Source organism: Salinirubellus salinus, assembly GCF_025231485.1.
GTDB classification, from domain to species: Archaea; Halobacteriota; Halobacteria; order Halobacteriales; family Haloarculaceae; genus Salinirubellus; species Salinirubellus salinus.
Genome location: NZ_CP104003.1, coordinates 1,410,380 through 1,432,970, shown reverse-complemented (window position 1 = coordinate 1,432,970; position 22,591 = coordinate 1,410,380). Strand labels below are relative to the sequence as shown.

Here is a 22,591-nt window from a genome sequence, read left to right as displayed (position 1 = left end):
TACCGCACGCCTGAAATCCGGACGATGGACGTGAGCACGCCGTCGCCGCTGGACGACGAGCGACTTCCGCCGCTGCTGCTCGGCCTGTTCGGTGCCGGCCTGTTCGCCGTCGCCCTCTGGAACTTCCGGATGGAACTCCGGAACCTCTCGGTGACGCTCCCCCCCATCGCGGCGTTCGCCATGGGGCTGGGCGGGGCGATGCTCGTCGGTCTCTCCGGGGTGTTCCTCCACCGGACCGACCTCGGGGTGGGCGCGCGCTGGCGGGTCGCGCTCCTGTCGGTCGGGGGCGGAGCGCTGTTCTCGGGCGCCCTCGCCGCGACGATGCTCATCCGGAGCGCGGAGGGTCGCCCCGTCGGGGAACCGCAGTTCGCGCTGCTCGTCGCCACGAGCACGGGCGCGCTCGCGGGAGTCGTCGTGGGCCTCCTGAACGCACGGGCCCGGAACGACGCCGAGCGTGCCGAACGCGCCCGCGACCGCTTCGAGTTGCTCAACTCGATGCTCAGACACGACGTGCTGAACGCGATGATGATCGTCCAGGCGCGCGCCGAGGTCATCACCGACGACCTGAACGGGCGCGAGCGGGAGTACGCCGAGACCATCGAGACGCAGACCGAGGAGGTCGTCGATCTCGTCGAACGAACCCGTGCGGTCCTGGACGTGCTTGGCGAGGGCGAGACGTACGCCACCCAACCGACCGACGTGGCGGAGCTCGCCGCGCAGGAGGCCGAGACACTCGCCCAGACCCGCGAGGTCGACGTCTCCGTCGACACGTCGACGGGGGCGCTGGCGCTGGCGGACGACCTCGCCGCCGACGTGTTCGCGAACGTGCTCTCGAACGCCGTCGAGCACCACGACCGGGAGCGGCCACACGTCGAGGTCACGGCCACCACGACCGACGAGTCCGTCGAGGTACGGATCGCCGACGACGGGCCGGGCATCCCGGACGACATCAAGGCGACCGTGTTCCGGCGCGACCACCGGGGCCTGAAGGACTCTGAGGTCGGGTCCGGGTTCGGCCTCTTCTTCGTCGACACGATGATGGACGCCTACGGCGGGACGGTGACCATCGAGGACAACGACCCACGTGGCGCCGTGTTCGTCCTCCGGTTCCGGCGGGCGAACTGACCCGCCACGGCCCGCGAGGCTGGCGTGGCCGCCGGTTTTATCCGCCCACCGTGCGACGACGAAAATATGATAGATTCGGCGGACGGCCCGCCGACGGTCCTCGTGGTGGAGGACGAAGCGAAACTCCGCGAGACCTACCAGCTCTGGCTCGAGGGCGAGTACGAGGTACTGACCGCACCCGACGGGGAGACGGCACTCGAGGTGGCCGACGAGGGCGTCGACGTGGTGTTGCTCGACCGGCTGATGCCGGGACGCTCCGGGAGCGAGACGCTGGCGGCGCTGCGCGAGCGCGACATCGGCGCGAAGTACGCGATGGTGACGGCCGTCGAACCGGACCTCGACATCGTGGAGATGGGGTTCGACGCCTACCTGACCAAGCCGGTCGACCGCGAGGGCCTGACCGAGACCATCGAGGCCATCCGGGCACAGACGGCGTACTCCGACGCACTCGACGAGTACACGTCGCTGGTCGAGAAACGCGAGACGCTGCTCTCCCGAGGCGACGAGGCCGGCGTCCGCGAGCGCGAGGAGTTCCAGCGGTTGCAGGCCCGCATCGAGGAACTCGACGCACGCCTCGACGAGTCGGCCGCCGTCGAGGCGGACGGGACCGGCTTCGCGGCCACGCTCCGGACCATCGACGAGCGGCAGGGTGAGGAGTCGTGAGCGAGGAGTCGCCGTTCGACCTCGGCCCATCGTTCCCCCACTCGGGCCGACGGCGGGTGGCGCCCGGGACCTCGATCCTCCTGCTGGGGCCGGCCGGCGTCGACCGCCGCGAGTTCGCCTACGAACTCCTCGCGGCTGGTCAGCGACGCGCCGAGGGTGTGGTCCTCGTCAGCACCGACGTCCCCGGCGTGGCGGCCTCCGGCGCCTACCGCGAGGTGACGGGCGCAGAGGGCGACGACCGGCTGTTCGTCGTCGACGCCACCGGAACCGGGGGGAAGGGGGTCGCCGCCATCTCCTCGCCCGGCGACCTGACGGAACTCGGGACGGCCCTCACGCGCGGTTTCCGCGAACTGGCGGACACCGCCCGGATGCGGGTCGGCCTGCTATCGCTCACGTCGATGCTCGACCACCTCGACCGTGGCGGCGTGTTCGAGTTCTGCACCACGCTCGCCCGACGGGTCGAGCGTGGTGGGATGCTCGGCGTCTGCACGCTCAACCCCGACGCGTGCAACGACCAGACTCTCGCGATGCTCACCGACGCGTTCGACGTCGTGGTGGAACTGGACGAGCGTGGCTCCGAGGTGTCGTGTCGCGTGACCGGGCCCGAGGGCCGGTCGAACTGGACCCCGGTCTAGACCTCTACGGTCCGGTCGAACAGCGACCGCATCGTCCGGAGCGTCCGTTGGTCCACCGTCGCTGGGTCGAGGTGGAAGTACGCCGTCGCTCCCGTCTCGCGCACCTTGCGGGTGAGGGCGTGGCCGAAGCGGAAGACCGCCCGCGTGTCGGCGTACTGGAGGAGCGTGGTGAGCGAGTGGACACAGAGGGCCACCCGGCCCACCCCCTCGAACCGCGTGAGGAGTCGCTCGGCGTGCATCCCGATGCCGGTGAGGTCGGCCGGGCTCGGCACCGTCACGATGGCCGAGCCGCCGGCGGACTGGCTGCTCCCCGACGCCGCGGCCGCCCCTCGGGTCGTGTCACAGGAGATAGCCCCCACCTGCGCGGGCCGCCGGCCGTCGGCCGTGATGGCGCGCAGGCGCCGGTCCGGCGACTCCGAGAGGGAGACCACGACGAGAGCGTCGGCATCGCTCGTGAGGGACCGGCACGGCTCGTCGGCAGCGGCGTCCATCGAGGACGCGAGCACCAGCACGTTCTCGCCCCGCGGGGTGGTCCGCGCCGAGTCCGCCCCGGTGGGGTCGACGGTACCTTGTCTGCTCATACTTCCACGTCGTACCACGGACACATAATACCCGAGCGGCGTTCTCAGCGGTTGAAGTAGCCCCGCCGTGAACCGGTCCCGGTCCCGATGGATACATGCAGGCGAGTCACGACTGGTCCGGTGTGAGTGAGACGGCGACGGAGGGTGAACGGCAGTACGTCGGCGCCGGGCGCTGTCCCGATGGCTGGGTGGCCGTGGTCCACACCGTGGACGGGTTCGACCACGCCGCGGTGTTCCCCGAGGTGGGCGCGCTCTGGGGGCGCTACGAGGAGACGGCCGAACGCATCCTCGTCGGGGTTCCGGTCGGACTGCTGGAGGGCGGCGAGGACCCCCGGCCGCCGGAGCCGCTGGCGCGCGAGGTGCTCGGCCCACGCGCGAGCGCCGTCGTCCCCGCGCCGGTCCGAGAGGCGACGCGCAAGCGACGCCACGCCACCGCGACGCGGGTGAACGAGCGCAAGACCGGCCGCCGGCTCTCGAAGCGCGCGCACGAACTCGCCGGCTACATCGCCGAGGTCGACAGCCTGCTCGGGGCCATCCCGGAGGCCCGCGAGGTGGTCGTCGAATCCCACCCCGAACTCTGTTTCCGCGCGCTGGCCGGTGAGACCCTCTCGTACGACGCCGGGACGGCCGCCGGCTACGCCGAGCGGCTGCGGGTGCTGGCGGCGTTCGACGCGGACGCCCCGGTCGACGTGGTGAACGCCAGCGAGGCCACCGGCGGCCACGAGGTGCGCGTCGCCGACGTCATCGACGCGACGGCACTCGCGCTGACCGCACGCCCCGGTCCCGGCGAGTTCCGATCGCTGCCGACGGACCCGCCGCTCGACCCGGAGGGACTGCCGATGCGGATGTGCTACCGGAGCGAGCGGCCGCTCGGAGGCTGAGGGCGTCCCGCGCCGTTCGTGAGTCCGAGGTGTCGCGCTCGCTGCGCTCGTCGGTCGGCGCAAGCAGGCCGCGGCTCACGGCTCGCTTCGCTCGCCGTTCGTCAGTCCGAGGTGTCGCGCTCGCTGCGCTCGCACGACACCTCGCACACCTCGCCCTACTCGTGCGGCGACCTGATATCCTCCGTCCGGAGTTCGTCCTGCGCCCGCCACGTGCGCGGTCTGAGCGCGACGAACAGCGCGGCGCAGAACGCGACGGCCAGCCCGGCCGTCACCGCGAGGCCCGAGACGACGCCGATGGCCGCGCTCTCGGGCCACGGCACGGCGCTGAACGCGGTGACCCGGAGCACCCACGCGCCGTCGAGGATGCAGAACAGCGGGAGGTAGACCCGCCGCAGGCGATGGGCGAGGGCCTCCTCGAACGTGATCTTCAGCGTGGGCTGGTAGTAGTCCGCCGCGAGATGCTCGCGCCAGTCCGGGTCCACCTCGCGTGTCGGGTCGAGCCCCGGCGCGAAGACGTTCCGCTGGAGCGTCCGGACCCGCGAGCGCCACATGTCGTAGGCGCGGTAGCGACGCGCCTCGATGACGAGGAACAGCCCCACGGCGATGTTGCCGATGAGCAGGACGTAGTGGGGGTTGCTCGGGTTCGAGAACGCCCACGTCAGGATGGCCGCCAGCAGGAGGACCGCCCAGTTCGTCGTCTGGTCCAACCGCTCGCGCCAGAGCTTCATCCGGTGGACCTCGCCACGGTAGAGGTGCGCCATCGCCCCGCTTGGGCCCATCTCCTCGTCGAGCAGCCCGTAGCCGACGTTCGCGTCCCCCGACTCGTCGGGGGCGGCCGTGGGAGCCGAGTCCACCGGTGGGGACTCAGCGTCGCTCGACGCCTCGTCCGGTTCGGTCTCGTGGGGGGGTCCGGTGCTCGCGTCGGTCATCTACTCGGGGTTGGCCGGCGCCGGGTGTGGGTCGTCGGCGACGCGCTCGGGCTCGTCGTCGGTGTCCGCGCCCACTTCGACGCGGTCGGCGTACGTCTCGCGGAACTCGGCGACGAGCGTCCCCATCGTCGCGTACCAGTCGTTGAGCAGGCGCTGCATCGCGTCGGCCACCTCGTCGGGGTCGGCGGGACTGAAGACGTGGTAGTAACTGCCGCCGTCGCCGCTGCGCTGTTCCCGGTCGACGACGCCCGCTTCGTCGAGTCGCCGGAGCGAGCGGTAGGCCGTGGTACGCTCCCGGTCGACCGCCTCGGCCAGCTCGTCGACCGTCAGCGGCCGGTCGGCGTCGACGAGGACCCGGAACGTCTCGCGGTCCAGGTCGCTCAGCCCGTGGAAACACTCGAGCAGGTTCTCGCACTGCAGGTCGCGTTCGAGCATCTCGCCCATCGACTCGACCATCAGTCCGACACCTCCGCGGTCGCGGCGGGCGACTCGTCCCCGGCCACCACCGCTCGGAGCCACCCTTGCAGGTACGCCCCGGCGAACATCCCGCCGATGGCCCAGAGGATGGTGACGTTCCCGATGCCGAGGCTGGCGTAGGCCGCGCCCGGACAGATGCCCGAGAGCCCCCAGCCCACGCCGAAGACGGTGCCACCGAGGAGGACGTTCCGGTCGAACGACTTCAGCCGGCGCTCGTAGTCCCAGCCCGTGAGCGGCGCGCTGTCGCGCAAGCGGCCGACGACCGCGTAGGCGGTCGCGGTGACCGTCGCGGCCCCACCCATCACCAGCAGGAGGCCGAAGTCCTCGAACTGGAGGAAGTCGAGGACGACCTCCGGCCGTGCCATCTCGCTGACGGCGAGGCCGACGCCGAAGACGAGCCCGCCGACGAACACCGCCGGCAGGAACAGCGGGTGGGACTCGTGGTCCTTCGCGACCATCAGGGGCTCACCCCCATAGCCGCGACGAGCTGGGCGACCCCGATGGCGACGGCGAGGAACGTGGCGACGTTGACGATGGAGGTCTTCGAGCCGCTGCCGACGCCACAGACGCCGTGGCCCGAGGTACAGCCCTTGCCGAGGCGTGTGCCGACGCCGACGAGGACGCCACCGAGTGCGAGGCGCCACGGCTGGACGTCGGTGAGCCACGGCCCGTCGCCGAACGTGAACGCCCACGCCGCGGCCCCGAGGACGATACCGAGGCTGAACACGACCCGCCAGTCACGCGAGGCGCGGTACTGGGCGAACTGCGGGCGGTCCGAGACGTACGAGAGCGTCGACTCGAGGAACGTGCTCGCGCCGGCCGAGATGCCGGTCAGCGAGTAGATGAACACCGTCCCGAGACCGATGAGCGCGCCGCCCGCCGCGTAGGTGACCCAGCCGTTGGGTAGCAGCGTCGCGTAGAGCTCCCCGAGCATCAGTCGCCACCGGCCGAGCAGTTGTTCGGGCCGAGTTCCATCGTGAACGCGTCCTCGTCGCTCGCGGTGGCCCGGCCGAGGTTCGTCTCGATGATCTCCTCGTAGTTCGCCGGGCGCGGCGGCATGTCCGCGAGGACGCGCTCGACGAACGTCTCACGGTCGACACCGAGCAGGGCGAGCGAGGCGGTCACCTCGCCGACCGTGGTGAGGTAGGCGCCGTCCTCGCGCGGTTCGGTGTCGCCACCGTAGTGGGCCGGCGCGACAAGCGTGTCGTCCGGCAGGGTGAGCACGCGCTCCTGGAGGGTCTCGTAGAGCTGTTCCGCGGCCGCCGTGGCGCCCTCGTCACCCTCCTCGAGGTCGGGACGTGCGACGCTGTCGACGAACAGCGTGTCGCCGGTCATGGCGATGGCGTCGTCCACGCGGTAGGTCGTCATCCCGGAGGTGTGGCCGGGGGTGTGCCGGACCGCGATGGCGGTGTTCCCGAGCGGGAGTCGCTCGCCGCCCTCGACGAGGCGCGCCTCGTCGGCGTAGGTCGCGCCGCGTTCGGCGGCCGCACGCGGGAGCACCATCGTCGCGCCCGCCGCGTCGGCCAGTTCGCGCAGGCCGGAGACGTGGTCCGCGTGGACGTGGGTGTCGAGCACGTACTCGATGCGGACGCCGAGTTCGTCGGCGTCGACGAGGTACTGGTCCGTGAACGCCCGGAGCGGGTCGACGACGGCCGCCTCGTCCTCGGAGACGACCATGTAGGCCAGACAGCCCGAGGAGGGCCGCCGGTACTGCCGGACCAGCGTCCCGGTGGGCAGCGTCACGTCGGTGTGTTCGTAGAGGCGTGCCCACCCCTCCATCCCGTCGGCGAGGTTCGTCGCGTGGTAGCCCGCCTTCGTGAGTACCTTCGCGACGTACTCGCTGGACCGGCCGATGGCACAGACGACGTAGATGGTCTCGGCGTCCGGGATGCGGGCCTCGAGGTCTGCGTCCAGTCCGTCGAAGAACTCGTGGTACGGGAGGTTGACGTTCGTGACGGTCGGCGCCTCGATGTGCCACGTCTCGAAGTCCTCGGGCTCTCGAGTGTCGACGATGGCGACCGACTCCCCCGCGTCGACCCGCCGCTTGAGGTCCTCGGCGTCCGTCGCCTCGACCTCGGCGTCGACCTCGGGGAACTTCGTCTCTGACATGGTGCGGGATTCGGGAGTTCGAGCCAAAAGAGTTGCGATGAGGCCACAATCTATCCCTGTCTGGACTGGCCTCGATGACGGGCTTAACAGTCGTCATTCTCGCCTGTTGCAGCCTGCTTCGGGTCGGTGGTACGGGTAGCGAGAAATCGTGTGTTGTGGTATACTCGCAAGACTTTAGTGTCGGCTCCGCGAGCATGCGGACAGAACACAACGATGACGAGTGAATCCGAACCTACGGAGGTGCTGGACGTGAAGGGCGAGTCGTGTCCGATGCCGGTGGTCAAGACCAAGCAGGCCGTCGACGGTCTCGAGTCAGGGGCGTTGCTGGAGGTGCTGGCGACAGACAGCGGCAGTGTGAGCGACATCTCCGGGTGGGCCGAGGGTACCGAGGGCGTGACCCTCGAAGAGCAGTCCGAACGTGAGGACGGCGGTGAGACGGTGTACGTCCACCACGTCCGGGTGGCGTAGATGAGTGCGGACACGGACGGTGCCGAGACCGAGGCCGACACGCCCTCACCAGACGCCGAGACGGAGGCCGAGGCACGTATCGCCGCCCTCGAAGATCGTATCGAGGAACTGGAGGCGCAGGTCGAGGCCGACACCGGCGACGACGGGCGCTCGATGGTCATCGTGGCGACGAAGGGGACGCTCGACATGGCCTACCCGCCGCTCATCCTCGCCTCGACTGCGGCCGCGTTCGGGTGGGACGTCACCGTCTTCCACACGTTCTGGGGGCTCGACATCCTCCACGAGGAGCGCTCGAAGGACCTGAAGTTGAGTTCCGTCGGCAACCCGAACATGCCCGTCCCGAACGCGCTCGCGGCGCTCCCCGGCATGGACCGCGTGACGACGACGATGATGCAGCGGCGCATCGCCGACAACGACACCGCGACCATCGAGGAACTGCTCGAGACCTGCTTCGACATGGACGTCGAGATGCAGGCCTGCCAGATGACCATCGACCTGATGGACTACGACGAGGCAGACTTCTACGAGGGCGTCACCGTCGGCGTCGGTGCCGCAACGGCCATCAACCGGATGGCCGAGGCGGACGTACAACTGCTGGTCTGAACCGCCCACCCGGGCGGGACGTTCTTTCGCCCAGACCGGAATCCCTTCAGACAGAACTGAAGAATCGTTGATACGCTCTCGCGACCACGGGAGCACGGGCCATGACAGCAGTGAAGATCATCAAGGTACTGGGCACGTCGACCGACTCGTGGGAGGACGCCGCGCGCGAGGCTATCGCGCAGGCGAGCGAGTCGGTGGAGGACATCAGCGGCATCGAGGTCGAGGACTGGACGGCGAAGGTGGAAGACGGGCGGATAACGGAGTACAAGGCGACCGTCGAGATCGCGTTCCCCGTCCACGGACACCGACAGCAGCCGTAGCGTTCGCGGCTCGGGTCGTGTCCGCGGGCTCGGGGGGTGCCCCGTCCTCACCCCTGCGTGGGGTTCGAATCCACGACGACGGCCACGTCCCGCGGACGCACACGTCACCGTCGGCCACGACTCGACAGTCCCGGTGGAGTGCAGCCGTCCGGCTCGTCGGACGGGGGAGACGGGAGGCGAGACGGACGCGGAGCGACAGCGACGGCGGGACACCGCCGCCTGACTGACGCGTCAGGGCAGGTCCGCGAGCGAGTCGGGCACCTCGCCGAACGCCTCGCGCAGGTACCGCGTCACCGACCCGACCGCCACGGGGGCCGCCGTGTCCACCGAGAAGCCGAGGACGGCGCCACCCCGGTCCACGACGTGGACGACGGTCGCGCCGTCGAAGACGTAGATCGAGGCGTGGAGACGGTCGAGTTCCGGATCGTTCATGACCGGGTCGTTGTTGAGGCGCTCGGCCTGGTAGAGCTGGTCGAGACGGACCAGCCGCCCACTGGCGGCCTGGCGGTCGATGTCGTCCCTGAGGTAGACGATGCGTTTCCGACTGGGACCGTACTCGACGACACTCCGCAGTGTGTCCCCGTACTCCTCTCGCAGTACCTCGAGGAGCCGTTCGGCCCCCGCAGCGGAGGGATCGGTCATGGAGAGCCAACGTGGCCGACCGGCATGAAGGGTCGCTTGGCGGGTCAGACGCGACACGCTCCCCGAACGTCTGCTGCAGAAGTGGGTCGGGGCGGATTTGAACCGCCGACGTCCTCCGTGTGAAGGAGGTATCATAACCGGACTAGATCACCGACCCGGCGTATCGAAGGACTGCCCGCCCGAACTTAACCCTTGTCGATTCCCGTGATGGATTTAGGCCGGCCGAAAAATCGCAAGCTACAAGTGGTTGTTAGGCTAGCCTAAAATCACGGCGCACTCGCGCCGCGTACCGTCACGCGGGCGCTCGCCCGTCGAACCGTGGGCTCCTGAAGGCCGGCACCCACCGGCCAGTCTGTCCCCGCTCGCCGAGCGGTGTCGCCGGCGTTAGCGTTAACACCACGCAGGCGTACCTACGGGTATGAGCACAGAGGCCGCCGAACGACCCGTGGACGTGAGCGAGGCCGCCGCGGAACAGGCCACCTCGCTACTGGCGGGCGAGGGGCACGACACCGACGAGGCCGGACTCCGCCTGTTCGTCCAGCAGGGCGGATGTGCGGGGCTCTCCTACGGGATGCGCTTCGACCTGGAACCGGAGGACGACGACACCGTCATCACGGAGCACGGGCTCCGCGTGTTCGTCGACCCCGCGAGCATGAAGTACATCGCGGGGTCACGGCTGGAGTTCGAGGGGGGCCTCCAGGGGGCCGGCTTCACCGTCGAGAATCCGAACGTCGTCAGTGAGTGCGGTTGCGGCGAGTCGTTCAGGACCTGAACCGCGCCGTCAGTCGAACATCCCCTCGGTGTACTGGGCCTCCCAGTCGTGCCGAGCCTGTATCTCCCGCTTGCCACGACTCGTGAGCGTGTAGAAGTTGGTCCGGCGGTCGCGCTGCCCCTTCTCGATGAGCCCCTTGTCGACGAGCGTGTCGAGGTTGGGATAGAGCCGCCCGTGGTGGATCTCCTTCTCGTAGTAGTCCTCGAGCTCTTCCTTGATGGCGAGCCCGTGCGGTTCGTCCCGCCCCGCGATGACGTAGAGGAGGTCACGCTGGAACCCTGTCAGGTCGTACATCGGTTATGTCTGCATCGCAATCAGTGTCGGAATACGATAAATTTACCGGCAGAGTCGACCCGTACGCGCCGGAGAGACCGGCCAGGGGGCCTGCAACCAGGGTGCAGCGGCGTCGACCACGCAAAATATCGCTGATGTGTCTGGTCCGACCCTCCGTTCACCGAGGCGTCACGTTCGGCGGCGGTCCCACCACGCGCTCGGCCAGTGGCGCGACGACCGACCCCGACCGCCGGACGAGTCAAATCCCCAGCACACCTACTGGGTACCATGGAGGAAGTCCTCTTCGAACACGAACAGGTCCAGTCCCGTGCCGACGTCGCCGCGCTCCTGCGGGACGTCGCGAACAAACTCGAGGCCGGCGAGGCGGTCACGGTCAGCGCCGGTGGCTCGTCGGTGTCGCTCGACGTGCCCGCTCGTCCCACCTTCGAGGTGAAGGTCGAGCGCGAGACGAACGGCCGCGAGGAGCTCTCCATCGAGTTCGAGCTGGAGTGGGACGTGAACGCGGGCGACGGTGACGCGTCGCTGAGTATCGAGTAGACGGCCACGTCGCTCGCGGTGTAGTTCTCGAAGAGTGGAAAGCCCCGAGCCGGGTGAAAAGAGCCGGCTTGAGGCTTGCCGCCCTAGTTGGTCCCCGCTGACGCTTCGGCCCTCCAAAGCGAAGCGTCACCTGCAACAAGCGGTCACGGGGACATAAACCTACCGGCTGAACCGCACGACGCTCCCGGCGTTCCTCAGATGTACTCCTCCTCGAGCACCCACCCGAGCGCCCGCTTGTAGTAGGTGAACATCTGTCGAACGCCCTCGTGTCTCATGTCCTCGTCGTCCAGTTCAGCCTTCAGGAACTCGTACTGTTCGCGTATCTCCTCCTCGTCACGCATACTCCGAGGTAGCACCGCCCGAGTCAAGAAACCTCTCACACCGGCGGGTCGTGCGTACTCAGTCCGCCGGGTCCGCGCGCTCCCGACCCCGGCTGGCCGGGGTGGCCTCGAGGAGACGGTCGACCGAGAGCGGTCCCCCCCCGAGCGTGAAGATGGCCGAGACGAGCCCGAACAACGTGACGTGCGCCAGCACCGGGTCGTCGGGGAGACCGAACAGCGTCGTCGTCAGGACGACGAACGCGAGCGCGGCCGTCCCCCGCGTCAACAGTCCCGCGACCAGTGCCACCCCGACGGCCAGTTCCACCAGACCCGCGCCGAGTATCCACGCCCCCTCGCTCACCGGGACGACGCTCGTGAGGTCGTACTTCGCCACGACGAGCGCCGCCCGGCCGGGGTCGAGCAACTTCTCGACGACACCGAGGTACGCGAAGGTCAGCCCCGTCCCCACCCGCAGGACGGTCGGCGCGTACCGCTCGTACGGCGCCATGGCGGCCCGGAACCGCTCGGCGACGCGGTGGACCGGGTCGACCCGGTTGTAGAGTGTCCCCTCCGTCGCGGCCACGCGTCCCAGCATGTCGTCGGCGCTCGGGCGCCCACCACCGAGGAGGACGAGCGCCGCGAGGCCCCCGACGTACTCGAACGCCAGCAGGAGCGTCGGGTCGCTCGCCAGCCCCGCGAGGTAGAGCCCGAGCGCGGACGCGGCGCTCGCGCGCGTCGCCAGCCCGAACAGCAACAGGAAACCGAGTGCGATCTGGAGGAGTCGCACCCCCGGCGCCGCGACGATGGGGCTGAAGAAGTAGCCCGCGAAGCCCGCGCCCACCAGCGGGAGACCCATCGCGAGCCGCAGCATCCACGGCACCAGGTCGCGGTAGCCGACGAGCGTCTCGCGCAACACCACGAGGTCGGGGACCGTCGGCCGCGCGCGGAGCCAGCCCCCGACGAACAGGGCCGCGCCCAGTCCGCCCACGAGGAACAGGGCGGCGGTCGGGGGGTCCGCGAGCGTCTCCAGCACGAACGCGAACGCCTCGCGCGCGTCGCCGGGCCCGTCGGTCACGTAGTCGACGTGGAAGGGGAGGGGGGACCAGTCCATACGCTACCGAGGCGCCGACGCCGCATAACCCGCACGTAACCGGCCAGCGACAGCCGCCCGACGGGCTGCCGTGACGACGACTCAGACGTCGAAGACGACGTAGGCCGTCCACTCCTCGCCGTCGCGTTCGACCGCCATGTCAGAGTACGTGACGGCCTTCACTTCGCGGGCGGTCACGTCGGCCAGCGGCACGCCACGGAACGACCCCGAGAGGTCCCACTCGGTGTCGGGTTCGACGCTCGCCTCGTTGTCGACGGGGAGCACCGCCTCCACGTCCCGCCGGTAGACGAGCTCGTCGAGGTAGTCGAACAGGAGTGCCTCGCGGCTCTCGGCGTGGACGGTCACCTCGAACGTCTCGCCACCGTGTTCGGGCACCTCGTCGCACATCGCGGCCGCCAGCCCGTCGGCCACGGCCGCGTACAGTTCCCCCAGCGTCTCGCCACGGGCGGCCACGGCCACGTCCGCCGTGTGCTCGCGCAGTTCGAAGCTCACGACTCTGTGTCTCGTGACCCGTCGGCTTCACCGCTCGGGTCCACGTCCGCGTCCGCCTCGGCGTCGGCATCCGTGGCGTCGGCGGGCGGGCCGTCCGTCCCGTCGCGTCGTGCGGGGTCGCGGTCGGCCATCTCCGCGGGGGGCTTCTCGCTCGTCTGCTCGGCCCGGTCCGGCATCCGCCCGGCACGCTCGGCGGGGGTCCTCTCACTCGTCTCGCCGATGACGGCCTCGCTCGTCACGTCGCCCGGCCGGTCGTGGTCGTCCATCGACTCCCCGACCGTGCCGTCGTCGGTGCGACTCTCGATTCCCGTGGGGGTGTCGGAGTGCTCGGGCGAGACGTTCTCGTCGTACTGTTCACGCCGCTCGGCCATCCCGGTGTCCCGACCGACATCCTCCGGGTCCGCCCCACCGACCTGGTTGTCGATGCGCTGGACCTGACTCAGTTCGCGCAACTGGGCCTCGGTCAGTCCCCGCATCTGCGGGTCGTCCTCGCCGATGGCGACGCCCGAGGTGACGATGCTCCGGATCCCCTGCTCGACGGTCATGTCCACGTCCACGACCCGGTCGGACGAGACGTGGATGACGAACCCGCCCATCACGGGGTTCGGCGCCATCGGCATGAACAGGGTGACCATCTCCTCGTGGCCGGTCGCGTCGCCGATGACGTCCGGGGTCGTGGCCGTCTTGAACGCCACCGTGTACGAGCCGTCGCGGGGATACTCGACCAGTTTCACCTCCTGGAAACTCTCGGTGTCGGAGTCGAGCAGGAGTTCGCTCATCTCGTTGAACGAGGTGTAGACGGAACCGACGCCCGGGATGGACTCCATCACGTAGTCGAACCCGTCGCCGATCTGTCCGTCGCCGGGCCCGAACTCGGCGAGGAACCCGACGACGAACACGAGGACGAGCAGCACCACGAGCGTCGTCACCTCGATGAGGAACGCCTGTAACTGCTGGTTCGGGGTGGCCTGCTGGACGACGTCGACGACGGGGTCCAGTTGGCCCGAGATGAAGTTGAGCGCGAACGAGAGGATGGCGAGCGTGACCAGCAACGGGAGGGCGAGACCGACGCCGGAGACGAACGAGCGGCGCAACAGTTCCCTGGAGGACGGGCGTCGGCGGGTGGGCTGGTCGGCCTCCTCTCCGGAGGTCCGTGGTGCCATATACTCGCGAGTCTCGTGGCGCGTCCGAAAGCCTTGCGGCCCCTCGGGGCCGCAGGCGGTTCCTCGCGGCCGCTGGCGGTTCCTCGTGGCCGCTGGCGGTGGAACTATATCCGCCCACGTAGTACGACATGGTAGTGAGTGTCAACATCGAGACGCGCGTCTTCGGCCCCGGCGACGACACGCTGGCCGAGGACGCCTGGGAGCTCAAGGAGGCCATCCGCGAACGGGAGGGCGTCCTCAAGCAGCGACGGGGGTTCTTCCTCGATGCCTACCGCCGTTCGACGGTCTACGCCCTCGTCGAGCGCGGCGTCGAGGACCACCTCGTCGGTTTCGCCGCCACCCGCCGCGACGGGTACATCCTCTTTCTCGCCGTCCACCCCGACTACCGTGGCGAGGGGTTCGGCAAACGACTCGTCGCCCGCGTCGCCGAGGAGTACAACACGGTCACCTGCCACGCCCGGACCACGAACCGCGCTGCGGTCGAGTTCTACCAGCACGTCGGCTTCGAGATCAAGCGCCGCGTCGACAACTACTACGAGGACCACGGCGACGCCTACTACCTGAAACTCGGTGAGGGGGGCATCCGGGACAGGCTCTCGCGCTTCCTCGGTCGGTAGGACTCGTTCGGTCTGGTGTCTGGGTTCGCGTCTTCGATTGGAGCGGGTTCGCTGGACGTGACGTCCTCGCGAGGTAGCGTTCGTCTCTGTGGTACAGTTCGTCGGTGCGTGTTTCCTCGGTGATCGGACCGACTAGCGCGGTACGTACTAAACAGCAACCGCACGGCGACAGCCCAGCGAAGCGGCCGGTCGCTGCTGTCGCAGTGACACGGCTGCCCCACCCACACGCCCCGGGTACGGGCCCGCTCACGTTCGTTCGCGCACCCGCGCAGGCCGTGTCGTTTGCTCGGTCGAGCGAAAACCCCGGCGCGTGCGGTGAGCGGTGCCGAGCGATAGCGAGGTCCGCGAACGATTCCGCGCGAGGGACGAGCGGAGCGAGTCAGTAGGGGAGGCACGAGGGCTGTGCTGGGCGGTGCTGTGCGGGTTACTTTGCACCGTGATTCGCGCTGTTGCTGGCTGTACCTTCGCTGTTCGCCTCTCGCTCTCGCCGACAGTGACTCATCACACACCCGGACTCCCACCCTACAACCGCTTGCTCACGTACGGGCCGTCCTGCACGTAGCCGAGTTTCTCGCGGTAGTACTCGCGCACGCCGATGCCCGAGATGACCGCGAGCTTCGAGTAACCGGCCTCGCGGGCGCGACGCTCGGCCTCGGCCAGCAGTCGGCGGCCGTACCCCTCGTGCTGGTAGTCGCCGTCCGAGTCCTGCCCCACGCCCACCTCGTTGCCGTAGACGTGGAGCTCGCGGACGAGTGCGGCGTCCTCGAGTTCGCGGCGGACCGGGTCGTCGTCGCTCGCCGCGCGGTCCTCGCTCGGGAAGCGGAGCCGACAGAACCCCACGAGGAGGTCCTTCTCGAAGTCCTCGAACGAGATGTAGTGCTCCGTGCCGCCGCCGGCCTCGTAGGTGAGCGTGTCCAGTTCGACGTATTCGGGGTCCTCGTCGTTCATCCCGACCTCGCGACAGCGGATGCAGTCGCACGTCCAGCCGTGCTCGGCCATCCGCTTTCGCGCCAGCTGCCGGAGGTTCGACTTCCAGACGCCGGCGTCGATGTGGTCGGCCGGGATGTCACGCTGTACCCGCTGGAGGCGGACGTACCGCGGGATATCCTTCTTGATCTCCGCGACCAGTTCGGCGGCCTCCTCGTTCGTCAGGGGTTCGTACTCCCCCCGGCGCCACATGTCGTAGGTGAGCGTGTCCCGGACCACGAGCGTCGGGTATATCTTGAGGTAGTCCGGTCGCCAGTCGGGGTTCTCGAACAGTTCGTGGAAGTCCTCCAGACACATCGCCTTGCTCATCCCCGGCTGCCCGGGCATCATGTGGAACCCCACCTTGAACGCGGCGTCGCGCAGGCGGCGGTTCGCGTCGATGCTCGCCTGGACGCCGTGGCCGCGGTGCATCTCGCGGTTCACGCGCTCGTAGGTGGTCTGGACCCCCACCTCCACCTTCGTCCCGCCGAGGCGCAACATCCGGTCGATCTGCTCGGGGTCACACCAGTCCGGCTTGGTCTCGAACGTCGTGCCGATTGCCCGGACGTCCGAGACCTCGTTCTCGGCGACGACGTCCTCCAGATACCGGAACTCGACCGAGTCGGGGTCCGGCTTGAACGACTCGGTCTCGCTCGGGTTCGGTTCGCCGGACGGGTCGTAGTCGTTCATCGCCTCGTAGGCCCGCTTGACGAACCACTCCTGGTAGTCGTGGCTCCGGGCGGTCATCGTCCCGCCCATCAGGATGAGCTCTATCTTGTCGACCGGGTGGCCGATGCGCCGCAACTGCTCGAGCCGCAGCGTCACCTGCCCGTACGGGTCGTAGTCGTTCTGCACCCCCCTCGCCGCCGCTGGCTCCTCGCCCGTGTAGGACTGCGAGGAGGAGAACTCGCTCGCCGGCCCGCCGGGACAGTAGAGACACTTCCCGTGCGGGCAGGTGTGGGGCGAGGTCATGATGGCGACGGGCGAGACGCCAGAGGCCGTCCGCACCGGCTTGCGCTGGAGGAGCTTCTGGAGTTCCTCGCGCTCACCGTCCGGGGCGTGGTCCACGATGTCCGAGTGCTTGGGGACCGTGGCCGCGCCGAACTCCGAGCAGGCGTCGGTCTTGGCGTTCTCGACGTCGTCGGGGTCCAGTTCGCCGTCGAGCAGTCGCTCGGCGAGGGTTCGGCAGACCCGGTCGAACGCGCTCTCGGTCTCGGCTTCGGAACTCATCCGCTTACGACGTGTCCGGGGCCACGGGATACGTGCCTTGCGGTCGTGGGTCGGTGGTCCGGTGTCGGTTGGGTGCGGTGCGCCGTGGTGTGTCGCGGGGCGGCGTGGGACTCACGGGACCACTGAGCCAGCCCCGCTCCGAACCGCCGAGCGGTCTCGGGCCGCTGTGCGGCGCGGACCGATCAGGCCGTGGGCTCTGTTAGCCGGCCGTCGCTCGTCACCCGACGACCGACGTCCCCCGCGAGCGCTATCCCTCCGAGCACGGGGCCGAACCCCGGCGGCGCGAACGTCGTGAGTTCGGCCGAGAGGTGCGGGAACAGGACCGCGAACGACGTGAACTGCGTGACGGTGGGCGGGACAGCCACCGTGACAGCCCACAGTCGGGCCTCGCGCCGACCGAGCCGGTCACAGCCGTCGTACTGGACCAACGCGGACACGAGGAGGAACAGCCCCCCACAGGAGCGACCCAGTCGGGAGACTGGTCTGGAACACGAAACCGAGACAGATCGAACCGGAAAACGCGTTACTCCGGGGCTACGCCGCGGGCGCGGCCGACAGTTCGGCCGCGACTTCCTCCAGCACGGCGTCCACGACGGCGTCGCGCTCGCCGGCGAGGAACTCGACGACGCCCTCGCGCGTGCCGCGGGCGGAGACGCCGCCCTGCGGGACGGCCTCGGCCACGCGGTCCACGACGGCGCGGAGGTCCACGTTCTCGGAGGTGCGGACCTGCAGTTCGTCCCGGCCGACGCCGACGGTCACGGCGGTGCCCTGCCCGTCGCGTCGGTGGAGCTCGTCCAGCAGGAGCCCCGTCGGCGGGAAGTCGAAGCGGTGGGTGTACGAGTCCGTGTCGAGGACGGTGAACTCGACGCCACCGGCCTCGCGGGTCTCGAGGTTGGCGAGCGCGGTGTCCATCTCCGCCTCGAGCTTCGTGCGGAACTGCGTCGACACCTGCTCGGCCAGCCCGTGTTGCTGTTCGAACAGCAGGTCGATGATGAGTTCGCGCTTGTCCTCGTAGGACTGGTAGTAGGCCTCCAGTGCGATGGCCTCGCGGAGTCGGGTCGCGGCCTCCTCGTCGACGCCAGCGGCCTCGGCGGCCTCGGCGTACGCCTCGGGGAGGTCGTCCCAGTAGGTGACGGCGGGGAGGTGCCCGAGGTCGTCACGCACGTCGGGGTTCACGCCGGCCGCGAGCGTCGCGGCGACGGTACCCGCGGTGCGGGTCTCCTCGGTGGCGACCGTGGTCTCGACGAGGTCGGAGACCTCGCTCTCGACCGGGGTGCCGTCGACGACGACGCGGTCCGCACCGTAGACCCCGAGCAGTTCGAGGCCGTCGAGCGAGTCGCGCGTGCCGCCGGCGCCGGCGAACACGAACAGTGGGATCTTCTCGTCGTGGCGCTCGCGGTCCCCGAGCATCCGGGTCACGTCGTTCGTCGCGTCGTCGAGGTCGTACACCGTCCCCTCGAGCGGGCGGCGGTCGAAGTAGTGGTAGACGGCGTCGGAACCGGCGTGCTCCTCACGGACGAGCGGGAGGACGGCACGCTCGATGGCGGCACCGGCGACGTAGCCGTCCGTGTCGGCGGAGTGACGGACCACGATGGGTCGGGACTCCTTCACGGCGCGGCGGATGGTCCGGCCTGCCTCGCGGGAGGCGTCGGTGACGGCGGCGACGGCCTCGTCCTCGGCGAGGGGTTCGACCTCGCCGGGGTCGGCCGCGGCGTCCAGCGCCTCCTCCATCCGGTTCGCGACCGTCTCGCGCTCCTCGCCCTCGAGGACGGCGAGCGCCTCGGTCTCGACCTGCAGTTCGTCGCGGCGGACGCGGATCTCGCCCACGAGTCGGACGACGTCGCCCACCTCCACCTCGGGGTAGGCACGCACGCCGGCCTCGACGAACGCCGCGCAGTCGACCACGCCGGTCTCGTCGCGGAGTTCGAACACGGTCGGACCGGAGGTCTGTCGCACGCTGACGATCTCGCCCTCGATGCGGACGTCCTCGCCGACCCGCTCGCGCAGGTCGTCGACGACCACGCGGGCGACCTCGGCGGCGTCCTCGACCTCCGCGTCGGCCTGCGTCTCGGGTTCGGGTTCGGGTTCGGGTTCGGGTTCGGGTTCCGCCTCGGAGGCCTCCTCCGCCTCGGCTTCGTCCTCGCTGGGCGTCTTCGCACCGCGGTCGGGTTCGGCCTCGACCTCGGGTTCCGGTTCGGGTTCCGGTTCGGGCTCCGGTTCCGGCGCCGAGTCGGTCTCGGCCTCAGTCCCGTTTCCCGACTCGTCCTCCTCCTCGGCGAGCACGTCTCCCTCCGGGTCCTGGATGAGGAACCCGCGGAAGTCGCGCTCGGACTGGCGGATGGACCAGCCGAGGTCCACGTCGCCGTTGTCGCGGATGTTCGTGACCTGTACGTACACCGAGTCGCCGACCTCCCAGTCGAGGGACTCGAGGCGCTTGTCCAGTTTGGAGCGGTGGAGCAACCCCGTCACGCGGTCGCTCAGGTCGACGAAGACGCCGAACTCGGCGTAGCCGTCGACGGTGCCTCGGTAGAATCGGCCGGGTTTCAGCTGGCCGGGTCGGTTGCCTCGGAACTCGAACGCGACGTCCTCCTGGTGGGTCTCACAGACGTGGCCCTCCGTGGAGGTGCCGCAGATGATACATTCACCCATTACCGTGACGTGACGGACCGGCCCCTAAACGGTTGTCGGAATCCGCGTGTCGGTCCGACCGACTCACGGTCGGCGGTGAACGGCCGGTCAGTCGTCGCCCGCCGCCCCGCCGGCCGCCGTGGGGTCGGCCGCCAGTGCCGCCCGCGCCTCCTCGGCGCTCTCGCCGATCTTGTGCCCCTTGAAGCCGAACACCTCGCTGTACCCCCACGCGCTCATCAGGATGGGGTAGAACGGGTCGTCGGCGTGCAGCGGCTCCCCGTCCGCTCGCGCGAACGCCTGCCCGCGCTCGACGAGGTGGAAGTTCTCGACCAGCAGTTCGTACTCCTCGGAGGGCGGTTTCGCCACCTGCTCGTTCATCGCGAAGTACGACGAGTCCCTCGCGTCCGGCGACCCCTCCAGCACGTCCGTCGACCGGAGGAAGTCGACCGCGAGTTTCTCCGCGGTGACCGCGGCCGCCTCGGTCCCCTGACTGCCCGCCTCGACGGTGAGCACGTCGTTCACCTCGGCGTAGGACCCCGAGGTGGCCTGCCGGTGGTCCACCACGTACGGGACGGGCAGGTCGCTGGCGTACTCCAGCATCCCGGCCTGCGACGAGTCGAACAGGGCGATGGGGTCCGCCTCGGAGTGGGTCGCGTGCAACGAGAGCGTCAGCAGGTCGCGGGTCTCGTCGACCAGTCGGGCGGCGAGTCGCTGCTCGCGGTCACCGTCCGGGTCGCCCGGGAACGAGCGGTTCAGGTCCGAGTCGAGGTACCGGGTGCCGGCCTCGACGGCCGGCGGGTTCGCCACGACCAGCCCCAGTCCGCGCTGCAGGTCGAGTTCGTCGCGCTCGATGGCCCGGCGGAGGCGTTCGACGGCGCGGACCCCGGAGGGTTCGTCGCCGTGGACGCCCCCGACCACGGCCACCTCGGGCTCGCCGGGCCCGTGTGTCGTCACGTCGGGGACGGGTTCCATACGTCGCGTACCCGGGGGGTAAATATGAGTCCAGCGTCACGCGACGCCACCGGTTCTCACCGGAACGGGGTCAGTCACGGTAGTTGCCGTTCCCGGTCAGCAGCTCGCCCTCGGCGTCGACCCAGCTGTCCTGCGGGCCAGTGACGTTCACGCTCACGGAGTCACGGTAGCTGTTGCCGGTCCAGCCGCCGGCGAACCACTCGTTGTACCCCTCGAAGGCGGCGAACGTCTGGACGCGCGTCTCGGGGTCGGCGTCGTACGAGACGTAGTACGGGCCGGTGTACGCGTAGCAGGTCGCCCCGTCGGTCGTCGGGGTGGGGCACTCGACGACCGTCCGGTCGCTCAGGTTGTGGAACACCGGTTCGGAGCCGACGGGCGTCCGGGTGTCGATGGGGTACTCACCCCTGATGGTGACCGAGACGCTGGCGGACCGGAAGTCGACCGTCCGGTGGTCGGGGTTCTCCGGGTCGTACTCGTCGGCGGAGATCTCCACCTGCCGGCCGACGCCGTCCTCCTCGACGGTGGCGAAGTAACGCGGGACCACCTCGACGCGGTCGGCGGTCAGTTCGAGCATCGGTCCGAACTCCGTGTCGACGATGCGCGCGTCGAACACCTGCTGGTCGTCACGGTCACGGACCGCGCCGTCGGGGAGGAGCACCTCGGCATCGAGCGGCGTCCCGTTCGGTCCGACCGGGAGCGGCGCCCGGACGGTCACGTCCGTGAGGTTGCCGTAGACGTCGATGCCGAAGCGGTAGTCGTAGGTGGCGTCGAAACTGTCGGGTTCGGGGCCGAAGAACGGGAGCGTACACCCGGCGGTGACGGTGAGCACCGCGAGGGCCAGCGCGAGGAGGCTCCGGCGGCCGATGCGCGCGCCGCGTCCGGAGCGGGGTGGGGAGGACATTTCGGGCCACTGAACGGTCCGCGGGGGCAAAGTCCCGTGGTTGTCCGGGGCCAATCCGTGCCACACGGGCGCGGGAAGCACGCTGGCGCCGACTCGGGGCGCGGGTTCATAATCCGTGAGGCCCTAACGAGGGTATGCCTACTCGGCTCGCAGACGGCGTCTGGGAACTCGGCGTCGGCCTGTTCCCGCCGCTGGCCTCGAACGCCTACCTCGTCGACGAGGGCGACGAGGTGACGCTGCTCGACACCGGCCTCCCCTACAACCGCCCGTCGCTCAGGGCGGAACTCCGGGCGGCGGGTGACGGCTACGCCCCCGCCGACCTCGACCGCGTCCTGGTCACGCACTACGACCTCGACCACACCGGGGGGCTCCCGGGCCTCCGCGGGTCGGGGTTCGAGGGGACTGTCCACGTCGGCGAGGCCGACGCCCGTCTCGCGCGAGGCGAGGACCACCCGCCCACGGCCCACCCGAAGGGGCTGTTCCACCGCGTCGTCCGACCGTTCTTCTCGCTCCCGGCGGACGCCGAGCGGGTCCGCGACGGCGACCGCGTCGGCGGCTTCACCGCCTACCACACCCCCGGCCACAACCCCGGCCACACGGTCTACGTCCACGACGGCCTCGGCGTGGCGTTCCTCGGTGACCTCGTCTGGGTCGAGGGCGGGACGCTGACCCCGCCGTTCTGGCTCGACTCCTACGACATGTACCAGCTCCGCGAGTCCATCCGCTCGTTCGCCGAGCGCGCACCGCCGTTCGAGGTGGCCTGCCCTGGCCACGGCCGCCCGCTGACCGAGGGTGGCCGCGAGGCCCTGACGGGGCTGGCTGCCCGGCTCTGAGTGGCCCTCCGAACGTCTCGGCTAGTCCTCCGTCGGCCGGGAGTGCTCCGAGGAGCCCCGCCCGGTGGACGAGTCCCCGGTCGGATCCCTCCACTCGGTCCCCCGGGGTCCGAACTCGGCCGACTCGGGAGCCCCGACCGTGAGGTGGTCGAACGCGGTCACCACGTCGGCGACCTGCTCCATCCTCGTCAGGACGCTCGCGGTGCGGTGGCTCTCGCCACGCGCGAGCGCCTGTCGGACGAGGACTCCGCTGCTCATGCGCCACCCCTACCGTGAAAAAGAGGGTGAGGTCTTGGCCAGTGTGAGACGCCACTATATGTAG

General features: G+C 69.7%; 29 protein-coding genes and 1 tRNA gene. 11 read left to right on the top strand and 19 right to left on the bottom strand.

The features are described 5' to 3' along the window. Positions 1 to 24 precede the first annotated feature (24 nt). From N0B31_RS07970 to N0B31_RS07960, 3 genes are all read left to right on the top strand, one after another. Entirely contained in the window at positions 25 to 1,125 is a 1,101-nt protein-coding gene (locus tag N0B31_RS07970) for an ATP-binding protein (RefSeq protein ID WP_260643333.1), read from the top strand. Between the two features lie 66 nt (positions 1,126 to 1,191). Next, positions 1,192 to 1,788 (top strand): response regulator, encoded by a 597-nt coding sequence (locus N0B31_RS07965; RefSeq protein ID WP_260643332.1) that lies wholly within the window; start codon positions 1,192 to 1,194, stop codon positions 1,786 to 1,788. Next, entirely contained in the window at positions 1,785 to 2,423 is a 639-nt protein-coding gene (locus tag N0B31_RS07960) for a DUF7504 family protein (protein WP_260643331.1), read from the top strand. Before N0B31_RS07965 ends, N0B31_RS07960 begins: the two co-directional genes overlap by 4 nt. On the opposite strand, the gene N0B31_RS07955 is transcribed toward N0B31_RS07960, so the two are convergent. Beyond that, the gene (locus N0B31_RS07955) at positions 2,420 to 3,004 is read right to left on the bottom strand and encodes a DUF7504 family protein (RefSeq protein WP_260643330.1); all 585 of its coding nucleotides are present in this window, start codon (positions 3,002 to 3,004) and stop codon (positions 2,420 to 2,422) included. The two genes, N0B31_RS07960 and N0B31_RS07955, sit on opposite strands and share 4 nt — an antisense overlap. A gap of 122 nt (positions 3,005 to 3,126) precedes the next feature. On the opposite strand from N0B31_RS07955, the gene N0B31_RS07950 reads away from it, so the two are divergent. Beyond that, the gene (locus N0B31_RS07950) at positions 3,127 to 3,885 is read left to right on the top strand and encodes a DUF429 domain-containing protein (protein WP_260643329.1); all 759 of its coding nucleotides are present in this window, start codon (positions 3,127 to 3,129) and stop codon (positions 3,883 to 3,885) included. Between the two features lie 155 nt (positions 3,886 to 4,040). On the opposite strand, the gene N0B31_RS07945 is transcribed toward N0B31_RS07950, so the two are convergent. The 5 genes from N0B31_RS07945 to N0B31_RS07925 are packed head-to-tail and all read right to left on the bottom strand — an operon-like array spanning position 4,041 to position 7,400. Continuing rightward, positions 4,041 to 4,814, bottom strand: a complete 774-nt coding sequence (locus N0B31_RS07945) for a DUF2270 domain-containing protein (RefSeq protein WP_260595334.1) — start codon at positions 4,812 to 4,814, stop codon at positions 4,041 to 4,043. Beyond that, positions 4,815 to 5,270, bottom strand: coding sequence for a helix-turn-helix domain-containing protein (locus N0B31_RS07940; RefSeq protein WP_260595333.1), 456 nt, complete (start codon positions 5,268 to 5,270; stop codon positions 4,815 to 4,817). Then, entirely contained in the window at positions 5,270 to 5,749 is a 480-nt protein-coding gene (locus N0B31_RS07935; RefSeq protein ID WP_260595332.1) for a DUF6691 family protein, read from the bottom strand. The genes N0B31_RS07940 and N0B31_RS07935 overlap by 1 nt, the downstream gene beginning before the upstream one ends. Then, positions 5,749 to 6,225, bottom strand: a complete 477-nt coding sequence (locus N0B31_RS07930) for a YeeE/YedE family protein (RefSeq protein ID WP_260595331.1) — start codon at positions 6,223 to 6,225, stop codon at positions 5,749 to 5,751. The genes N0B31_RS07935 and N0B31_RS07930 overlap by 1 nt, the downstream gene beginning before the upstream one ends. Further along, a complete protein-coding gene (locus N0B31_RS07925; RefSeq protein ID WP_260595330.1) occupies positions 6,225 to 7,400 on the bottom strand; it encodes an MBL fold metallo-hydrolase in 1,176 nt (391 codons plus the stop codon). The genes N0B31_RS07930 and N0B31_RS07925 overlap by 1 nt, the downstream gene beginning before the upstream one ends. Before the next feature lie 213 nt (positions 7,401 to 7,613). On the opposite strand from N0B31_RS07925, the gene N0B31_RS07920 reads away from it, so the two are divergent. From N0B31_RS07920 to N0B31_RS07910, 3 genes are all read left to right on the top strand, one after another. Continuing rightward, positions 7,614 to 7,868 (top strand): sulfurtransferase TusA family protein, encoded by a 255-nt coding sequence (locus tag N0B31_RS07920; protein ID WP_260595329.1) that lies wholly within the window; start codon positions 7,614 to 7,616, stop codon positions 7,866 to 7,868. Beyond that, positions 7,869 to 8,471, top strand: coding sequence for a DsrE/DsrF/DrsH-like family protein (locus N0B31_RS07915; RefSeq protein ID WP_260595328.1), 603 nt, complete (start codon positions 7,869 to 7,871; stop codon positions 8,469 to 8,471). It abuts the gene before it with no gap. Between the two features lie 101 nt (positions 8,472 to 8,572). Continuing rightward, on the top strand, positions 8,573 to 8,791 hold the full coding sequence (locus N0B31_RS07910; protein WP_260595327.1) for a dodecin family protein: 219 nt from the start codon (positions 8,573 to 8,575) through the stop codon (positions 8,789 to 8,791). A 231-nt stretch (positions 8,792 to 9,022) separates the two neighbouring features. On the opposite strand, the gene N0B31_RS07905 is transcribed toward N0B31_RS07910, so the two are convergent. Continuing rightward, positions 9,023 to 9,433, bottom strand: a complete 411-nt coding sequence (locus N0B31_RS07905) for a DUF7522 family protein (protein ID WP_260595326.1) — start codon at positions 9,431 to 9,433, stop codon at positions 9,023 to 9,025. Between the two features lie 82 nt (positions 9,434 to 9,515). Then, positions 9,516 to 9,590: transfer RNA gene (locus N0B31_RS07900), tRNA-Val, on the bottom strand. 261 nt (positions 9,591 to 9,851) lie between these two features. Between N0B31_RS07900 and N0B31_RS07895 the strand changes: the two genes are divergently transcribed. Next, positions 9,852 to 10,205 (top strand): HesB/IscA family protein, encoded by a 354-nt coding sequence (locus tag N0B31_RS07895; protein ID WP_260595325.1) that lies wholly within the window; start codon positions 9,852 to 9,854, stop codon positions 10,203 to 10,205. Positions 10,206 to 10,214: 9 nt separating this feature from the next. Here the strand turns inward: N0B31_RS07895 and N0B31_RS07890 are convergent, their stop codons facing one another. Continuing rightward, positions 10,215 to 10,499 (bottom strand): PadR family transcriptional regulator, encoded by a 285-nt coding sequence (locus N0B31_RS07890; protein ID WP_260595324.1) that lies wholly within the window; start codon positions 10,497 to 10,499, stop codon positions 10,215 to 10,217. Between the two features lie 267 nt (positions 10,500 to 10,766). Between N0B31_RS07890 and N0B31_RS07885 the strand changes: the two genes are divergently transcribed. Beyond that, positions 10,767 to 11,036 (top strand): amphi-Trp domain-containing protein, encoded by a 270-nt coding sequence (locus N0B31_RS07885; protein ID WP_260595323.1) that lies wholly within the window; start codon positions 10,767 to 10,769, stop codon positions 11,034 to 11,036. Positions 11,037 to 11,230: 194 nt separating this feature from the next. On the opposite strand, the gene N0B31_RS07880 is transcribed toward N0B31_RS07885, so the two are convergent. From N0B31_RS07880 to N0B31_RS07865, 4 genes are all read right to left on the bottom strand, one after another. Further along, the gene (locus N0B31_RS07880; protein ID WP_260595322.1) at positions 11,231 to 11,377 is read right to left on the bottom strand and encodes a DUF8555 family protein; all 147 of its coding nucleotides are present in this window, start codon (positions 11,375 to 11,377) and stop codon (positions 11,231 to 11,233) included. Positions 11,378 to 11,435: 58 nt separating this feature from the next. Then, on the bottom strand, positions 11,436 to 12,467 hold the full coding sequence (locus tag N0B31_RS07875) for a DoxX family protein (RefSeq protein ID WP_260595321.1): 1,032 nt from the start codon (positions 12,465 to 12,467) through the stop codon (positions 11,436 to 11,438). Between the two features lie 81 nt (positions 12,468 to 12,548). Further along, complete coding sequence (locus tag N0B31_RS07870) at positions 12,549 to 12,959, bottom strand: archease (protein WP_260595320.1); 411 nt, start codon at positions 12,957 to 12,959, stop codon at positions 12,549 to 12,551. Next, positions 12,956 to 14,122, bottom strand: coding sequence for a DUF502 domain-containing protein (locus tag N0B31_RS07865; RefSeq protein ID WP_260595319.1), 1,167 nt, complete (start codon positions 14,120 to 14,122; stop codon positions 12,956 to 12,958). Before N0B31_RS07865 ends, N0B31_RS07870 begins: the two co-directional genes overlap by 4 nt. 134 nt (positions 14,123 to 14,256) lie before the next feature. On the opposite strand from N0B31_RS07865, the gene N0B31_RS07860 reads away from it, so the two are divergent. Then, on the top strand, positions 14,257 to 14,739 hold the full coding sequence (locus N0B31_RS07860; RefSeq protein ID WP_260595318.1) for a GNAT family N-acetyltransferase: 483 nt from the start codon (positions 14,257 to 14,259) through the stop codon (positions 14,737 to 14,739). A gap of 522 nt (positions 14,740 to 15,261) precedes the next feature. Here the strand turns inward: N0B31_RS07860 and N0B31_RS07855 are convergent. From N0B31_RS07855 to N0B31_RS07835, 5 genes are all read right to left on the bottom strand, one after another. Continuing rightward, positions 15,262 to 16,935: a tRNA uridine(34) 5-carboxymethylaminomethyl modification radical SAM/GNAT enzyme Elp3 gene (locus N0B31_RS07855; protein WP_260595317.1), complete on the bottom strand. Its 1,674-nt coding sequence runs from the start codon at positions 16,933 to 16,935 to the stop codon at positions 15,262 to 15,264. Between the two features lie 182 nt (positions 16,936 to 17,117). Further along, on the bottom strand, positions 17,118 to 17,372 hold the full coding sequence (locus N0B31_RS07850) for a hypothetical protein (protein WP_260595316.1): 255 nt from the start codon (positions 17,370 to 17,372) through the stop codon (positions 17,118 to 17,120). A 97-nt stretch (positions 17,373 to 17,469) separates the two neighbouring features. Then, positions 17,470 to 19,584, bottom strand: coding sequence for a DHH family phosphoesterase (locus N0B31_RS07845; protein ID WP_260595315.1), 2,115 nt, complete (start codon positions 19,582 to 19,584; stop codon positions 17,470 to 17,472). Positions 19,585 to 19,671: 87 nt separating this feature from the next. Next, positions 19,672 to 20,535, bottom strand: coding sequence for a M14 family metallopeptidase (locus N0B31_RS07840; RefSeq protein ID WP_260595314.1), 864 nt, complete (start codon positions 20,533 to 20,535; stop codon positions 19,672 to 19,674). Positions 20,536 to 20,605: 70 nt separating this feature from the next. Then, a complete protein-coding gene (locus tag N0B31_RS07835) occupies positions 20,606 to 21,436 on the bottom strand; it encodes a hypothetical protein (protein WP_260595313.1) in 831 nt (276 codons plus the stop codon). A gap of 134 nt (positions 21,437 to 21,570) precedes the next feature. Here N0B31_RS07835 and N0B31_RS07830 point away from each other — a divergent pair, with 134 nt between their 5' ends. Beyond that, positions 21,571 to 22,269, top strand: a complete 699-nt coding sequence (locus tag N0B31_RS07830; protein ID WP_260595312.1) for an MBL fold metallo-hydrolase — start codon at positions 21,571 to 21,573, stop codon at positions 22,267 to 22,269. 21 nt (positions 22,270 to 22,290) lie between these two features. Here the strand turns inward: N0B31_RS07830 and N0B31_RS07825 are convergent, their stop codons facing one another. Then, on the bottom strand, positions 22,291 to 22,527 hold the full coding sequence (locus tag N0B31_RS07825; protein ID WP_260595311.1) for a hypothetical protein: 237 nt from the start codon (positions 22,525 to 22,527) through the stop codon (positions 22,291 to 22,293). Positions 22,528 to 22,591: the final 64 nt, after the last annotated feature.

Excerpts from the sequence above, each read along its gene's own strand:
- N0B31_RS07970 (WP_260643333.1), top strand. The coding sequence starts at position 25 with ATGGACGTGAGCACGCCGTCGCCGCTGGACGACGAGCGACTTCCGCCG.
- N0B31_RS07965 (WP_260643332.1), top strand. The coding sequence starts at position 1,192 with ATGATAGATTCGGCGGACGGCCCGCCGACGGTCCTCGTGGTGGAGGAC.
- N0B31_RS07955 (WP_260643330.1), bottom strand. The coding sequence starts at position 3,004 with ATGAGCAGACAAGGTACCGTCGACCCCACCGGGGCGGACTCGGCGCGG.
- N0B31_RS07945 (WP_260595334.1), bottom strand. The coding sequence starts at position 4,814 with ATGACCGACGCGAGCACCGGACCCCCCCACGAGACCGAACCGGACGAG.
- N0B31_RS07940 (WP_260595333.1), bottom strand. The coding sequence starts at position 5,270 with ATGGTCGAGTCGATGGGCGAGATGCTCGAACGCGACCTGCAGTGCGAG.
- N0B31_RS07935 (WP_260595332.1), bottom strand. The coding sequence starts at position 5,749 with ATGGTCGCGAAGGACCACGAGTCCCACCCGCTGTTCCTGCCGGCGGTG.
- N0B31_RS07930 (WP_260595331.1), bottom strand. The coding sequence starts at position 6,225 with ATGCTCGGGGAGCTCTACGCGACGCTGCTACCCAACGGCTGGGTCACC.
- N0B31_RS07925 (WP_260595330.1), bottom strand. The coding sequence starts at position 7,400 with ATGTCAGAGACGAAGTTCCCCGAGGTCGACGCCGAGGTCGAGGCGACG.
- N0B31_RS07920 (WP_260595329.1), top strand. The coding sequence starts at position 7,614 with ATGACGAGTGAATCCGAACCTACGGAGGTGCTGGACGTGAAGGGCGAG.
- N0B31_RS07915 (WP_260595328.1), top strand. The coding sequence starts at position 7,869 with ATGAGTGCGGACACGGACGGTGCCGAGACCGAGGCCGACACGCCCTCA.
- N0B31_RS07910 (WP_260595327.1), top strand. The coding sequence starts at position 8,573 with ATGACAGCAGTGAAGATCATCAAGGTACTGGGCACGTCGACCGACTCG.
- N0B31_RS07905 (WP_260595326.1), bottom strand. The coding sequence starts at position 9,433 with ATGACCGATCCCTCCGCTGCGGGGGCCGAACGGCTCCTCGAGGTACTG.
- N0B31_RS07895 (WP_260595325.1), top strand. The coding sequence starts at position 9,852 with ATGAGCACAGAGGCCGCCGAACGACCCGTGGACGTGAGCGAGGCCGCC.
- N0B31_RS07890 (WP_260595324.1), bottom strand. The coding sequence starts at position 10,499 with ATGTACGACCTGACAGGGTTCCAGCGTGACCTCCTCTACGTCATCGCG.
- N0B31_RS07885 (WP_260595323.1), top strand. The coding sequence starts at position 10,767 with ATGGAGGAAGTCCTCTTCGAACACGAACAGGTCCAGTCCCGTGCCGAC.
- N0B31_RS07880 (WP_260595322.1), bottom strand. The coding sequence starts at position 11,377 with ATGCGTGACGAGGAGGAGATACGCGAACAGTACGAGTTCCTGAAGGCT.
- N0B31_RS07875 (WP_260595321.1), bottom strand. The coding sequence starts at position 12,467 with ATGGACTGGTCCCCCCTCCCCTTCCACGTCGACTACGTGACCGACGGG.
- N0B31_RS07865 (WP_260595319.1), bottom strand. The coding sequence starts at position 14,122 with ATGGCACCACGGACCTCCGGAGAGGAGGCCGACCAGCCCACCCGCCGA.
- N0B31_RS07855 (WP_260595317.1), bottom strand. The coding sequence starts at position 16,935 with ATGAGTTCCGAAGCCGAGACCGAGAGCGCGTTCGACCGGGTCTGCCGA.
- N0B31_RS07845 (WP_260595315.1), bottom strand. The coding sequence starts at position 19,584 with ATGGGTGAATGTATCATCTGCGGCACCTCCACGGAGGGCCACGTCTGT.
- N0B31_RS07840 (WP_260595314.1), bottom strand. The coding sequence starts at position 20,535 with ATGGAACCCGTCCCCGACGTGACGACACACGGGCCCGGCGAGCCCGAG.
- N0B31_RS07835 (WP_260595313.1), bottom strand. The coding sequence starts at position 21,436 with ATGTCCTCCCCACCCCGCTCCGGACGCGGCGCGCGCATCGGCCGCCGG.
- N0B31_RS07830 (WP_260595312.1), top strand. The coding sequence starts at position 21,571 with ATGCCTACTCGGCTCGCAGACGGCGTCTGGGAACTCGGCGTCGGCCTG.
- N0B31_RS07825 (WP_260595311.1), bottom strand. The coding sequence starts at position 22,527 with ATGAGCAGCGGAGTCCTCGTCCGACAGGCGCTCGCGCGTGGCGAGAGC.